A 14,548-nucleotide genomic window follows, 5' to 3' on the forward strand; every position below is an offset into this window, starting at 1 on the left:
GATCAGGGCTGGCCTGCCCAAACAACCATCACTTTATCGTCGCTATGTTCGCGTATAAATCCATATCCCTGCTGTAATGTGAGCGTGGTTTGTTTTCCTGCGCCGATGGCAGGATGTCTGGCTCTGAACTGACTGATTCGCTGCCAGTGTGCGACGTTGGCGGCTGATTTCCCGTTAATGTCCTGCCAGTTCATATCTGAGCGCGTGCCTTGCAATGGATCAGAACCGGTTGGTCCAAAAGGACGGGCGGATTCGTCACCATAGAAGAGTTGTACTGCCCCCGGAGCCAGCAGCAACAGCTCGGCGGCTTTATCCCCACCTTCGCGGAACAGACGCGTATCGTGCGATGAAAGATAGCTGAGTACATTGAAACTCTGCAATTTTTCCGCCATCTGCTGCCAGGTGAGATCCATATTGGCCAGGCAGTCGACAGCTTTGGCTGCCTGCTCCTGGTAATCAAAATTAATCATTGCATCGAAGCCGTGGCGGTAATAATCACTTTGCATGACGCCGTGTCCCCATGCTTCGCCAGTCATCCAGAAGGATTTATCATCCAGCGCTTTGTCAGGGTTAGCGTGCTTCCATTCAACCAACGCTGCGCTGGCCTGTATTTTCAGTTGCTGCCAGGCGGGAAGTTCGACGTGCTTGGCTGTATCGATCCGGAATCCGTCAATACCGTAGTCTCGTACCCACTGACTGAGCCAGTGGGTCAAATAATCCCGTGGCGTATAGTCCGCGATAGCTTTGGCGCGAGTGTCTGGTTTGTTTTTGTAGAACACCGGCAAGCCGGAAGGTGTGGTGGATTCAGTTTTAAGATCGGGCAGGAAGGCCAGTGACATGGTCAGGTCGTCAAAACCCGGGTTGTCGTAGTTGCCAATGTCGGTGCGGATCCAGTTTTTCCCCCACCATTTTTCCCATGCGGCTTTATCGCTGAAATTAATGTAGTCATTAAAGCTGTGCCAGCTTTGCCCGGCGGCAGGCTTCCAGTCCGTCCAGCGTTCCCCGAGCGTTTTTTTTAGCTCATCACCTGATAAGTACAATGCGCCAAATTGATATTCCTGCATATCCGCAAGCGTGGCGTAACCGGTGTGGTTCATGACGACATCGAACAAAATACGGATGCCGCGTTGATGTGCGCCATCCACCAGTGCGCGCAGATCTGCTTCGTTGCCCATATTGGCGTCAAGTGTGGTCCAGTCCTGGGTGTAATAGCCGTGATAAGCGTAGTGGGGAAAATCTCCTTTTGTGCCGCCACCAACCCAACCGTGGATTTGCTCAAATGGTGCGCTGATCCATAGAGCATTGATCCCTAACTGTTGCAGATATTCCAGTTTGCTGGTGAGGCCGCGTAAGTCGCCACCGTGAAACGTCCCAATTTCCTGCATATCATCTTTATGGCGACCGTAGCTGTAGTCGTTGGTTGGGTCGCCGTTCTGAAAGCGATCCGTCAGCACGAAATAGACCGTGGCGTTATGCCAGTCGAATGCGGCGGGTGCGTTCGTTTCTGCTCTCTCGAGCAATAACAGGCCGTTGCTGGTTGCGGCAGGCAGCAATGTAATCTGCCCGTTTTTTACGGTAGCTGTTTGCTGACTGTAGTAATCGCGTACGACGGTGTCTTCAGGAAAGGTCTGGCTTACGTCCAGCGTCAGCGGCGAACCATTCCATTTTGGACATTGTTGAATCTGAGCGGTGATGGGTTCTGCAGCGTTTTTTACCGAGAGCATCAGCGTCGGTGTTCCGGAACGGGTATCAACTTCCAGCGTGTAATTGCCGTCTTTGAATAAACGCCACTGTGGTGGTGTGCCCTCACAGGGTTTCAGTGACAGCATCTGGTTGAGTTTTATGGTATTGGCTGGCTGCCAGCACTGTTGGTCAAAATTTAGGATTAAAGGACGAGTACCCTTCGTCAACGCTGCATGGCTGACAAACTTACCCGTACCTTCTGTTTCGAAGACAGGGAAGCCTTGAGCAGTCCATGTTGAGGCGATTGTAATGCCGGGCAAGAGTGCCAGCGCAACGGCGGCCATTTTCATAATGCTGTCCTTGATGCTGCGATTTTCGCCAGTTTGCCAGTGAAATGGGGCCAGAAACTCATCCCTTGAGCGCATTCCGTCAGGATGAGGAGTGAGGGTGAGCGATCAAGTGCAAAAAACGCACGTATTTTGCGATAACCACCACATTTTCTTCGAATTAATGACAATCTTAACCGCTAGTGCGTGACATAGTTTCAGAATTGGACTATTCCTTTGGGTGCTCTTGACGGCTATTTTTGATATGATTTGAGATTCATCTCTCATTTTTGTGAAAAATATAAGGTGTTGGAATGTATAAATCCGACCAGGAGACCTAATGATATTGACTCCCATTCGACGATATGGGGCAATGATTCTCATGTTACTCACCATTGCATTTTCGGGTGAGGTGCTGGCAAAGACGCACACGACGACAACGAGTCAGAAGTCCCACATAACCAAGACAAGTATTAAACAGGTAAGCAGTAAACAAGAGTATTCTCGCAATAGTGCAAAGAGCAGTTCACTTCCTGATTTGCGAAAATACCCTTCCGGAACACCTAGAAAAAAAGCGTTTCTCCGGACGGTTATGCCTTTTATTACCAGTCAAAATGCTGCCATTACTGCTGAACGTAACTGGCTGATTTCAAAGCAGTACCAGAATCGCTGGTCGCCGACTGAACGTGCGCGTATGAAAGATATCGCCAAACGTTACAAGGTTAACTGGTCTGGTAACACGCGTAAAATTCCGTGGAATACGCTGCTTGAGCGTGTAGACATTATCCCAACCAGCATGGTGGCAACGATGGCCGCAGCAGAAAGTGGCTGGGGAACGTCTAAGCTGGCACGTAGCAATAACAACCTGTTTGGCATGAAATGCGGTAAAGGTCGTTGTAATAATGCACCGGGCAAGGTGAAAGGTTACTCACAGTTTGAATCGGTGAAAGAGTCGGTAAATGCCTATGTCATTAACCTGAATACGCATCCGGCTTACTCTTCCTTCCGTAAATCTCGCGCTCAGTTGCGTAAAGCCGATCAGGAAGTTACGGCAACCGCGATGATCCATAAGCTGAAGGGTTATTCCACTAAAGGGCAGAGCTACAATAACTATCTGTTCGCTATGTACCAGGATAATCAGCGCTTAATCGCTGCGCATATGTAAGCAGCTTTGCTTTAACAGGCCTGCGTGGTGAATGCGTAGACCTGTTAAGCTCAGCCTCCTCTGGCACGACTACAACAATACCTCACTGTATCGATCGCGGTACTCTTTCGGCGTTGTGTCGTACTCCTTCTTGAAGACAGAATAGAAGTACTGCAAGGACGGATAGCCGCACATCTGCGAAATCTCGTTTATTGATAATGTAGTGGAAATTAACAGACTGCGTGCTTTTTCCAGCTTTTCAGCGTGGATCACGGCATGAATGGTCTCTCCGACCTCCTCTTTAAACCGCTTCTCCAGATTCGAACGCGAAATCCCAACAGAGTCCAGCACCTGATCAACCTTGATTCCTTTACAGGCATGATTGCGAATGTAATGCATGGCCTGGATGACAGCAGGGTCGGTGAGGGATCGATAGTCTGTAGACTGACGCTCAACAACGCGCACGGGAGGGACCAGGATGCGCTGTAGAGGCATCTCTTCGTTGGCCAGCAGTCGGTGCAGTAGTTTGGCTGCCTGATACCCCATTTGTCTTGCCCCCTGCGCAACAGATGACAATGCCACCCGCGACAGGTAGCGGGTCAGTTCTTCGTTATCAATACCAATAACACACAGCTTTTCTGGTACCGGGATGTGCAGATGCTCGCAGGCCTGTAGAACATGTCGAGCACGCGCATCTGTGACGGCAATAATACCGGTATGTGGCGGCAGGGTTTGTAGCCAGTCCGCCAGCCGGTTTTGAGCGTGCTGCCAGTATTCAGGTGCGGTTTCCAGGCCCTGATACACTACGCCACGGTATTTCTCTTCTGCAACCAACTGGCAAAACGCATATTCACGTTCTGCGGCCCAGCGCTTGCCGCTGGAGGCGGGGAGGCCATAGAACGCAAAGCGGTTAATCCCTTTTTCTTTCAAGTGCAGAAAGGCGCTTTCTACCAGAGCATGGTTATCGGTGGCGATGTAATGGACTGGTGGATAATGCTCAGGAAGATGGTAGGAGCCACCGACACCGATAATGGGAACGTCGACGTCAGCAAGCAGTTGCGCGATGTCATCGTCGTCGTAGTCGGCGATGACGCCATCCCCTAACCACTCTTTGATGTTATCAATGCGAGCACGAAAATCTTCCTCAATAAAGATATCCCACTCTGATTGTGATGCTTGTAAATACTCGCCCACACCCTCAACAACCTGGCGGTCGTAAGCTTTATTGGCATTAAATAACAGCGTGATGCGATGACGTTTATCAAACATGGTTCTTTTCCTGCTGAATCATGTAGAAAAGACAATGCCGGTTGCATTAACCGGCATTGCGACTCACCCACTTCTTAAATTCAGGCGCGGCGTTTAGTTGCTGAATCCATCCATACCGCCAGCAATAAAATCGCCCCTTTCACTATATACTGCCAGAAGGTGGGAACATCCATCATACTCATTCCATTATCCAGAGATGCCATAATAAATGCGCCCATGACGGCACCGGCAACACTTCCGATCCCTCCCGCCAGGCTGGTTCCTCCAATCACACATGCGGCAATGGCGTCCAGCTCGGCAATGTTTCCGGCAGAAGGAGAGCCTGCACCAAGTCGCGAGCTAAGAATTAACCCGGCAATGGCAACCATCAAACCGTTAATGGCAAAGACGGCCAGTTTGGTGCGCTCAACGTTGATGCCGGAAAGGCGGGCGGCTTCCAGGTTGCCACCAATCGCGTAGATCCGCCGACCAAATGCGGTTCGTGTTGCCATAAACATCCCCCCGAGCAACAGCAACGTCAGCAGTAGCACGGGAGTAGGGACACCGCGATAATCATTCAATAGCCAGATTGCCCCTAATACGATAATGGCGGTTAATGCCTGGCGACCCACAACCGACGTTGATGCGGGAGATTCAAGACCTAAAGTCTGACGACGCATACGCCCGCGCCACTGCCAGCCAATAAACGCCATTAAACCGAGAGCGCCGATGATAAAGCCTGTGCCATCGGACAAGTAGCTCTGACCAATCTGAGACATTGCAGCGCTGGTGGGTGATACCGTTGTCCCGTTGGTTATCCCAATAAGAATACCGCGGAACGCCAGCATACCCGCGAGGGTAACAATAAACGACGGTACCTTGCGGTAGGCTACCCACCATCCATTCCATGCACCGAGGAGTAAGCCCAGAACCAGCGTGACGATCACAGTCAGCGGTAGCGGCCAGCCTAACCAGACGTCACAGATCGCCGCTACACCGCCCAGCAACCCCATCATTGAACCAACTGAAAGGTCGATTTCGGCGGAAATAATCACGAACACCATACCAACGGCAAGAATGCCGGTAATCGCGGTCTGTCTCAGCAGGTTAGAGACGTTACGTGCGCTCAGGTAAGCACCGTCCGTGGTCCAGGTGAAGAACAGCATAATCACGATGATTGCCGCAATCATGACGAAGACTTGTAAGTTAAGCGATTTAATTGCGGGGAAACCGCTTGCCTGTGGGGCTGAAAGTTTCGCTTCAGACGGATTGTTTTTCGACATGATGTTCGCTCCTTAATGCGGCTTCCATCACCTGCTCCTGAGTCAGGTTATGATTTACCAGGTTAGCTTTCAGTTTTCCTTCATGCATCACCAGGATGCGATCGCTCAGTCCGAGAACTTCAGGTAATTCAGAAGAGATGACAATCACGGCGATCCCTTCCTGAACGAGCTGATTGATCAGTTTGTAGATCTCATATTTGGCGCCGATATCAATTCCCCTGGTGGGTTCATCAAGAATGAGGATTCGGGGATTTAGCAGGAGGCAACGGGCGAGTATCGCTTTTTGCTGGTTACCTCCGCTCAGACGCCCGATCGCAAGGTCGGGAGATGATGTTTTCACTTTGAGCTGTTGAAGAGATTCCAGAATACATTTTTGTTCTGCGGCATCATCAAGATGGCTCATACCCCCGGTAAATTTATCGAGCGCAGCCAGCGTGATATTTTTTCCCACCGCCATCACCGGAACAATGCCATCTCTTTTTCTGTCTTCGGGCACCATGGCAATACCTTGAGCAATCGCTTGCTGGCAATTACGGATATTCACCTGAGTGCCTTCGATAAATATCTTACCTTCCCAGCGACCCGGCCAGACGCCAAACAGACACTGTACGGCTTCGGTGCGTCCGGCGCCGACCAGCCCGGCAATGCCCAAAATTTCACCACGCTTGAGTGAGAAAGAAATATCGTTGACGCGCTTTATATGACGATTTACGGGATGCCAGGCAGTCAGGTGTTCAACCCGTAAAATCTCTTCTCCCGCCGTATGAGGCTCACTGGGATAAAGCGCAGTGAGCTCACGGCCTACCATCATGGTGATAATATCGTCTTCACTCATGCTGGTGGCATCGCGCGTGCCGATGTGTTGACCATCGCGAATAACGCAAATGGTATTTGATATGGCTTTAACCTCATTCAGTTTGTGTGAAATGTAAATGCAGGCAATATCATGCTGCTGCAGGTCACGTATGATATTCAGCAGTATTGCGGTTTCTTGCTCGGTGAGCGAGGCGGTAGGTTCATCCAGAATAAGCAACCGAACTTGCTTATTCAGCGCCTTAGCAATTTCAACCAACTGTTGTTGGCCTAAACCTAAATCGCCCACGCGCGTATCTGGTGAGATAGACAAACTGACCTGAGCGAGTAATTTTTGGCAGCGTAGCGTCATCATGTCGTAATCAAGAACACCGTTAAGGGTGATTTCGCTGCCTAGGAAGATATTTTCCAGAACGGTCAGATCTTTAACCAGTGCTAATTCCTGGTGAATAATTGCAATACCCTTGCGTTCGGTATCACGAATATGGCTGGCCCTTATGGTTTCGCCGGAAAAAATGATATCGCCTTCGTAGGTTCCATGTGGATAAATACCACACAGCACTTTCATTAATGTCGATTTACCTGAACCATTTTCACCGCATAGTGAAACGATTTCGCCAGCATTGACCCTGAGGCTAACGTTATCAACAGCCTTCACTACGCCGAATGTCTTGGTAATGTTTTTCATTTCAAGAAGATATGGCATAACTGCTCCACATAAGCCAATAAGAGAACCCTGCGTGGACGTTCACGTATACCCGTGGCTATTTTGAAACCACGTTTGTTGCCCTCCGATTTTGCAGAGGGCATAACGCTTATAGATCGCTTTTCTTGTGGAATCCGTCTTTGATGACTGTCTCGTTAATATTGTCTTTGTTCACGTCAATTGGCGTTAGTAGCCGGGAAGGAACATCTTTCAGGCCATTATTCAGCGTGGAATCAGCTTTTGGCTGTTGGTCATTTCCGAGTTCGACTGCGATCTCTGCGGCAGTATTAGCGAGCAGAGTAATGGGTTTATAAACTGTCATCGTTTGTGTTCCAGCAACGATGCGTTTGATACCTGCAAGGTCTGCATCCTGTCCGGAAATAGCGACTTTTCCTGATAACCCTTGTGCGCTCAGCGCCTGGATCGCACCGCCAGCCGTTGCGTCATTTGAGGCAACCACTGCATCAATTTTGTTATTGTTGGCGGTTAACGCATTTTCCATAATCTTTAAGGCATTTTCAGGTAACCAACCGTCAACCCACTGATCGCCCACAACCTTAATTTTTCCGCTGTCGATATACGGTTTTAATACTTTCATTTGTCCGGCACGGAACAGTTTCGCATTATTATCGACTGGTGAACCGCCCATCAGAAAATAATTTCCTTGTGGTACGATATTGACTAATGATTGAGCCTGTAATTCTCCGACCTTTTCATTATCAAAAGAGATATAAAAGTCGATATCGGCATCATTGATCATGCGATCGTAAGCCAGTACTTTTATCCCTTCTTGTTTTGCTTCTTTGATAACGTTACTTAATACCTGGCCGTTGTAAGGGATTATCACAAGGACATCAACGCCTCGGTTGATCATGTTTTCAATCTGCGACATTTGGGTTTCTTCATTACCATTCGCCGATTGCACAAATACTTTCGCCCCGAGAGATTCAGCTTTGCTGACGAAAATATCGCGGTCTTTCTGCCAGCGTTCCAGACGGAGATCATCAATTGCCATACCGATTTTAACTTCTTTGGCATGACCTGCGACGCTGGTGAGTAAAAGAGAGGTACAGACAGTGAGTAAAATATTTTTCATCTTCATAATCGTGATGCCTTTTGTAGGGGATAGACAACAGTAAAAGTAACAATCACAGCGTAAGACGTAGCAGATTTTTAACAGGTAATGCACAGAAGGCAATTATAGATTTTTATCTTCCAGTTACGTTTTTTGGTTTATTTTCTAATTTATGACCGGGATCTTATTTTAAATGATTGACCAGCATGATTACATTTATCTTTGATAAGTAACGTTTTTTTAATTGAAGGTTTTTATTTTGAGAAGTGGCGCACACTTGTGAATTATCTCAATAGCAGTGTGAAATAACATAATTGAGCAATATGTGGGGAGTGCCCAATATTACGACATTATCAATCACCCGCCGCATTACCTGATTATGGAGCTCATTATGCAAGCCTATTTTGACCAGCTTGATCGTGTTCGTTATGAAGGCACTAAATCAACCAATCCATTAGCATTCCGTCACTACAACCCAGATGAAATTGTGTTGGGTAAGCGCATGGAAGATCATTTGCGATTTGCGGCCTGCTACTGGCATACCTTTTGCTGGAATGGTGCCGATATGTTTGGCGTTGGCGCGTTTAATCGCCCGTGGCAACAGCCTGGTGAAGCGCTGGAATTAGCGAAGCGGAAAGCGGATGTGGCATTTGAGTTTTTCCACAAACTGAACGTGCCTTACTACTGTTTCCACGATGTTGACGTCTCACCTGAAGGCGCCTCGCTGAAAGAGTATAAAAACAACTTTGCCCAGATGGTTGATGTTCTGGCGGAAAAACAAGAACAGAGCGGTGTAAAACTGCTGTGGGGTACGGCAAACTGCTTTACTAACCCGCGTTACGGCGCAGGCGCGGCCACTAATCCGGACCCGGAAGTTTTCAGTTGGGCGGCCACGCAGGTCGTGACGGCCATGGATGCCACGCATAAATTAGGCGGCGAGAACTATGTCCTGTGGGGCGGTCGTGAAGGTTATGAAACGCTGCTGAATACCGATCTGCGTCAGGAACGCGAGCAGATTGGACGCTTTATGCAACTGGTGGTGGAGCACAAACACAAAACTGGTTTTCAGGGGACGCTGCTGATCGAACCGAAGCCGCAGGAACCAACAAAACACCAGTACGATTACGATGCTGCGACTGTTTATGGCTTCCTGAAGCAGTTCGGTCTGGAAAAAGAGATCAAACTGAATATCGAAGCAAACCACGCCACACTGGCGGGTCACTCATTCCATCATGAGATCGCCACCGCTATCGCCCTGGGTCTGTTTGGCTCTGTCGATGCAAACCGCGGTGACGCGCAACTGGGCTGGGATACTGACCAGTTCCCGAACAGCGTGGAAGAGAATGCGCTGGTGATGTACGAAATCCTGAAAGCAGGTGGCTTCACCACCGGCGGTCTGAACTTTGATGCCAAAGTACGTCGCCAGAGCACCGATAAATACGATCTGTTCTATGGGCATATTGGTGCTATGGATACCATGGCGCTGTCGCTGAAAGTCGCGGCCCGTATGATTGAAGACGGTGGTCTGGATCAGCGAGTGGCAAAACGCTATGCCGGTTGGAATAGTGAGCTGGGCCAGCAAATTCTGAAAGGTCAGATGACGTTAACGGAAATTGCGCAGTACGCTGAACAACATAACCTGGCACCAGTGCACCAAAGCGGTCATCAGGAACTGCTGGAAAATCTGGTAAACCAGTATTTGTTCGACAAATAACAGGCCTCTGAGAGCGTGCGTAAGCCCGGATAGCTTTGCGCTACCGGGCATTTCTTTAAGGAAAGATACCCTATGTATATCGGGATAGATCTTGGTACATCAGGCGTAAAGGTAATCCTGCTGAACGAGCAGGGTGATGTGGTGGCCTCACAAGCGGAGAAGCTCACGGTCTCACGTCCTCATCCGTTATGGTCGGAGCAGGATCCTGAACAGTGGTGGCTGGCAACGGATCGCGCCGTAAAAGCGCTGTCTCAGCAACATTCACTCAGAGGGGTGAAGGCGCTAGGGATTGCCGGACAAATGCACGGTGCGACACTACTTGATAAGCAACAGAAGGTATTACGCCCGGCAATTTTGTGGAATGACGGACGCTGCGCTGAAGAGTGCGTGATGCTGGAAAATCTGATTCCGCAGTCCCGTAAGATCACGGGCAATCTGATGATGCCTGGTTTTACTGCGCCAAAACTGCTGTGGGTTCAACGCCATGAGCCGGAGATTTTCCGCCAGACTGAGAAAGTCCTGTTACCGAAAGATTATCTGCGTCTGCGCATGACCGGTGATTTTGCCAGCGATATGTCTGATGCGGCGGGTACGATGTGGCTGGATGTGGCGAAGCGTGACTGGAGTGATGTCATGCTGGAAGCATGTGGTCTGACCCGTGAGCATATGCCTGCTTTGTATGAAGGTAGCGAAATTACCGGGACACTGTTGCCTGCTGTTGCCCAATCATGGGGAATGTCGGAAGTCCCGGTCGTTGCTGGCGGTGGTGACAACGCGGCGGGAGCGGTTGGCGTAGGCATGATGAATGCTGGTCAGGCGATGCTCTCGCTGGGTACATCTGGTGTCTATTTTGCGGTCAGTGATGGGTTCCTCAGCAAACCAGAAAGCGCGGTGCACAGTTTTTGCCACGCCTTACCTGAGCGCTGGCACCTGATGTCGGTTATGCTCAGCGCGGCGTCCTGCCTTGACTGGGCGGCGAAATTAACCGGGATGGCGAACGTTCCGGCACTGATTAGCGCGGCGCAACAGGCGGATGACAACGCCGGTCCTGTCTGGTTTTTACCCTATCTGTCCGGTGAACGTACGCCGCACAACAACCCGCAGGCGAAGGGCGTGTTTTTTGGTTTGACCCATCAACATGGTCCGGCTGAACTGGCTCAAGCTGTTCTGGAAGGGGTCGGTTTTGCGTTGGCAGACGGGATGGATGTGGTGCATGCCTGCGGCGTTAAACCGGCCAGCATTACGTTGATTGGTGGTGGGGCGCGCAGTGAATACTGGCGACAGATGTTGTCTGATATCAGTGGATTGCAACTGGATTACCGTACTGGTGGCGATGTCGGCCCTGCTTTGGGGGCGGCACGTTTGGCGCAAATTGCAATAAACCCCCGGAAGCCATTATCTGATTTACTGCCTCAGCTTGTGCTGGAGCAGTCGCATTACCCTGACGCAGAGCGCCATGCTCTCTTTCAGCAACGTCGCGAAACCTTCCGTCGTATCTACCAGCAATTGCTACCGCTAATGTCCTGACCTTATCCCTCTCTGCTCAGTAGAGGGGGATAAATCTTCTGTATGACTAAATCAAAACAATAGAAATTGAGTATGAATTAATTCTTAAATCTCAGCGTTGGCACTATTTCCTGTGTGATCTCCTTTGGGTACTTCATATCATCATCCCTGATGGATAAGGAGATCCCAATGAAGACTTTGAGGTTGTGGTCATGGATGTTATTCCTTTCTGGCGCACTTATTTACATTGTTGGTTTATGGCGGGCATGCCCACTGTTGAGTGGAAAAGGGTATTTTTTGGGTGTGTTGGTGACGGGGATGTTCGTTACGTATGCTTATCATCATGCTAAAAATCTTAATCAGAATGATGAACGCTTTTCCTCTGTATGTCAGATGGTGGCATTGATAACAACAGGATTACTGTTGGTAGGAATATGGAATGCCCCGTTATTACCTGTCGAAATGGGGCTGTATCCGGCGGCATTCGTAATGGGTTTACTGGGACAGATCCTGCTGTTGCGTCCGTTGAAAAAAGATCAACCTGATGAGACTTAACTCACCAGTCTGCGCGTATCTATTCGTTGCAACAGTATGGAAAGCAGCAAGCTACCTGCCAGGGTGGCGCTAAAAATCCACAGCATGTCCAGCGGGGGCCACGCTTTAAACTCGATCCCATTCGTGCGCAATGCATGAATGATCAGCGCATGGAAGCCATAAATACCCAGTGAATGGCGAGAAATAAGGCCAAGTACCGGTATGGTGCGCGTGCCGAGCGTATTTTTGATTAGTGTCAGCAGTGATATAGCGCAAATAAATACCATTGGACCGCAATAGAGATACCAGGTATCGGCAAAATTGCCTCGCCAGTGGAGTTCATGCAACGTCCCCCGAGAAATAATAACCACGCTAACGAGACACAGTAACGCACTGAGCCAGGTTAATGCGCGTTTTTGCGTCTCCATTATGCCAATTGCCCGCCCCAGCATGCCGTACAGGATGTAATAGAACGTATCGCCGTTGATGTATAAGTTGATGGGCAGCCACTCAAAACCGCCGATTTTTTGCGATACGGTGTTGGGATTGGCAATGACACCAAGTACAACCATTAGCGCCAGCAGCGTTTTCCCGCTGATATTCTTTACCTGAATCAGTGGTGATACCAGATAGATGACGGCGATGGCGAAGAAAAACCACAGGTGATAGAAAACCGGTTTCTGCAACAGATTTATTAGCGATAGCCTGGCATTGATTGAGGTAAATAACAGGATGTAGGCCAGTGCTACGGAGCTGTAAAACAGAATGCAGAGTGCGATACGCACAAAATGTCGTGGCTGAGCACTTCGCTCGCCAAAAAAGAGGTAACCCGAGATCATAAAAAACAACGGTACGCTGACGCGTGAGGCTGAATTTAGCACATTGGCAAGATCCCAGTTTACTGGGCTGACGATTTGCGCATTAGTGATGTACCAAGTAGTGGTATGAATCATAACTACCATTAAACAGGCAATCCCTCGCAGGTTATCAATCCAGAAAATTTTGGGCTGCATCAGTTCCTCTGTTTCCATTTAAAAATAATCTGACTGGCATTTTGTCGGCGTGTCTCACTGGAATAATCCGAGTTCTTACGCTAAAGCTTGTGGTGGTCCGAGGAGATTCTCACAATAGGAATCGAGTTTCAGACATAAATAATAATAAGACTGACCAGCAAAACAGGCGGTAATAAAATGATGATGAAGTATTTCTTTCCTGTGATGGTGACAACCTTCCTGTTGGCAGGATGCGCCGACCCTCAATCGTCCGCGGCCGAACAGAAGGCGCAAAAGGTCAAAGTCACTCCTACGCGTTCGCTGGATATGGAATCATTGTGCAAAAATGAGGCTGCGGAACGCTATAACACTGCGACCCAGAAAATTGATGTTACCGGCTTTGAACAATTCCAGGGTAGCTATGAGATGCGCGGTTCTACCTTCCGTAAAGAGAGTTTTGTCTGCTCATTTGATGCAGACGGGCAGTTTTTGCACCTTTCCATGCGCTAAGTGCCCCCTTTTTCCCGTTTCGTACTGTATATCTTGCAGCCAGCGGGTATACTGACCGCTTCCTTTAAATCCACACGTATCCAGCACGAAATAATATGCAAAAGTTTGATACCAGGACCTTCCAGGGCTTGATCCTGACCTTACAGGATTACTGGGCTCGCCAGGGCTGCACCATTGTTCAACCATTGGACATGGAAGTCGGCGCGGGGACTTCTCACCCAATGACCTGCCTGCGCGCGCTGGGGCCGGAGCCGATGGCAACTGCTTATGTGCAGCCTTCTCGTCGTCCGACCGACGGTCGCTACGGCGAAAACCCGAACCGCTTACAGCACTACTATCAGTTCCAGGTCGTCATTAAGCCGTCACCGGACAATATTCAGGAACTGTACCTGGGCTCTCTGAAGGAGCTGGGTATGGACCCGACCATTCACGACATTCGTTTCGTGGAAGATAACTGGGAAAACCCAACGCTGGGTGCCTGGGGTCTGGGTTGGGAAGTGTGGCTGAACGGCATGGAAGTCACGCAGTTCACCTACTTCCAGCAGGTGGGTGGTCTGGAATGCAAGCCGGTGACCGGGGAAATTACCTACGGTCTGGAACGTCTGGCCATGTACATTCAGGGCGTAGACAGCGTTTACGACCTGGTCTGGAGCGACGGCCCGCTGGGTAAAACCACTTACGGCGACGTGTTCCATCAGAACGAAGTGGAGCAATCCACCTATAACTTCGAATACGCTGACGTTGACTTCCTGTTCTCCTGCTTTGAGCAGTACGAGAAAGAAGCTCAGCAGTTGCTGGCACTGGAAAATCCGCTGCCGCTGCCTGCCTACGAGCGTATTCTGAAAGCCGCCCATAGCTTCAACCTGCTGGATGCGCGTAAAGCCATCTCCGTCACCGAGCGTCAGCGCTATATTTTGCGCATTCGCACCCTGACTAAAGCAGTGGCAGAAGCTTACTACGCTTCCCGTGAAGCCCTTGGCTTCCCGATGTGCAACAAAGACAAATAAGAGGCGG

Annotated in this window: 12 protein-coding genes; 6 read left to right on the forward strand and 6 right to left on the reverse strand. The window is 49.6% G+C overall.

Translation table 11 applies throughout. The features are described 5' to 3' along the window. Window positions 1-2: 2 nt before the first annotated feature. Entirely contained in the window at window positions 3-2,033 is a 2,031-nt protein-coding gene (gene malS / locus LG384_RS18335) for an alpha-amylase (RefSeq protein WP_225761353.1), read from the reverse strand. Window positions 2,034-2,349: 316 nt separating this feature from the next. Between malS and LG384_RS18340 the strand changes: the two genes are divergently transcribed. Continuing rightward, a complete protein-coding gene (locus LG384_RS18340; protein ID WP_045448721.1) occupies window positions 2,350-3,174 on the forward strand; it encodes a protein bax in 825 nt (274 codons plus the stop codon). Window positions 3,175-3,243: 69 nt separating this feature from the next. On the opposite strand, the gene xylR is transcribed toward LG384_RS18340, so the two are convergent. The 4 genes from xylR to xylF all read right to left on the reverse strand — a co-directional run bounded on the left by xylR (window position 3,244) and on the right by xylF (window position 8,305). Next, the gene (gene xylR, locus LG384_RS18345; protein ID WP_045448719.1) at window positions 3,244-4,422 is read right to left on the reverse strand and encodes a D-xylose utilization transcriptional activator XylR; all 1,179 of its coding nucleotides are present in this window, start codon (window positions 4,420-4,422) and stop codon (window positions 3,244-3,246) included. 80 nt (window positions 4,423-4,502) lie between these two features. Continuing rightward, on the reverse strand, window positions 4,503-5,684 hold the full coding sequence (gene xylH, locus LG384_RS18350) for a xylose ABC transporter permease XylH (protein ID WP_045448717.1): 1,182 nt from the start codon (window positions 5,682-5,684) through the stop codon (window positions 4,503-4,505). Next, on the reverse strand, window positions 5,662-7,203 hold the full coding sequence (locus tag LG384_RS18355; protein WP_048223063.1) for a xylose ABC transporter ATP-binding protein: 1,542 nt from the start codon (window positions 7,201-7,203) through the stop codon (window positions 5,662-5,664). The genes xylH and LG384_RS18355 overlap by 23 nt, the downstream gene beginning before the upstream one ends. A gap of 109 nt (window positions 7,204-7,312) precedes the next feature. Continuing rightward, the gene (gene xylF / locus LG384_RS18360) at window positions 7,313-8,305 is read right to left on the reverse strand and encodes a D-xylose ABC transporter substrate-binding protein (protein WP_045448714.1); all 993 of its coding nucleotides are present in this window, start codon (window positions 8,303-8,305) and stop codon (window positions 7,313-7,315) included. Between the two features lie 364 nt (window positions 8,306-8,669). On the opposite strand from xylF, the gene xylA reads away from it, so the two are divergent. The 3 genes from xylA (at window position 8,670) to yiaB (ending at window position 12,053) form a co-directional block, all read left to right on the forward strand. Then, on the forward strand, window positions 8,670-9,992 hold the full coding sequence (xylA, locus tag LG384_RS18365) for a xylose isomerase (RefSeq protein WP_045448712.1): 1,323 nt from the start codon (window positions 8,670-8,672) through the stop codon (window positions 9,990-9,992). A 72-nt stretch (window positions 9,993-10,064) separates the two neighbouring features. Next, a complete protein-coding gene (gene xylB, locus LG384_RS18370) occupies window positions 10,065-11,519 on the forward strand; it encodes a xylulokinase (RefSeq protein ID WP_225761354.1) in 1,455 nt (484 codons plus the stop codon). Window positions 11,520-11,687: 168 nt separating this feature from the next. Next, the gene (gene yiaB / locus LG384_RS18375; RefSeq protein WP_045448707.1) at window positions 11,688-12,053 is read left to right on the forward strand and encodes an inner membrane protein YiaB; all 366 of its coding nucleotides are present in this window, start codon (window positions 11,688-11,690) and stop codon (window positions 12,051-12,053) included. Here the strand turns inward: yiaB and LG384_RS18380 are convergent. After that, entirely contained in the window at window positions 12,050-13,045 is a 996-nt protein-coding gene (locus LG384_RS18380; protein WP_045449826.1) for an acyltransferase, read from the reverse strand. The genes yiaB and LG384_RS18380 overlap by 4 nt on opposite strands. 177 nt (window positions 13,046-13,222) lie before the next feature. Here LG384_RS18380 and LG384_RS18385 point away from each other — a divergent pair, with 177 nt between their 5' ends. Then, the gene (locus LG384_RS18385) at window positions 13,223-13,534 is read left to right on the forward strand and encodes a YsaB family lipoprotein (RefSeq protein WP_045448705.1); all 312 of its coding nucleotides are present in this window, start codon (window positions 13,223-13,225) and stop codon (window positions 13,532-13,534) included. Between the two features lie 95 nt (window positions 13,535-13,629). Beyond that, entirely contained in the window at window positions 13,630-14,541 is a 912-nt protein-coding gene (gene glyQ / locus LG384_RS18390; RefSeq protein WP_006817708.1) for a glycine--tRNA ligase subunit alpha, read from the forward strand. The last annotated feature ends 7 nt before the right edge of the window (window positions 14,542-14,548 follow it).

This window comes from Citrobacter sp. Marseille-Q3906, from assembly GCF_916618775.1.
Taxonomy (GTDB): Bacteria; Pseudomonadota; Gammaproteobacteria; order Enterobacterales; family Enterobacteriaceae; genus Citrobacter; species Citrobacter murliniae.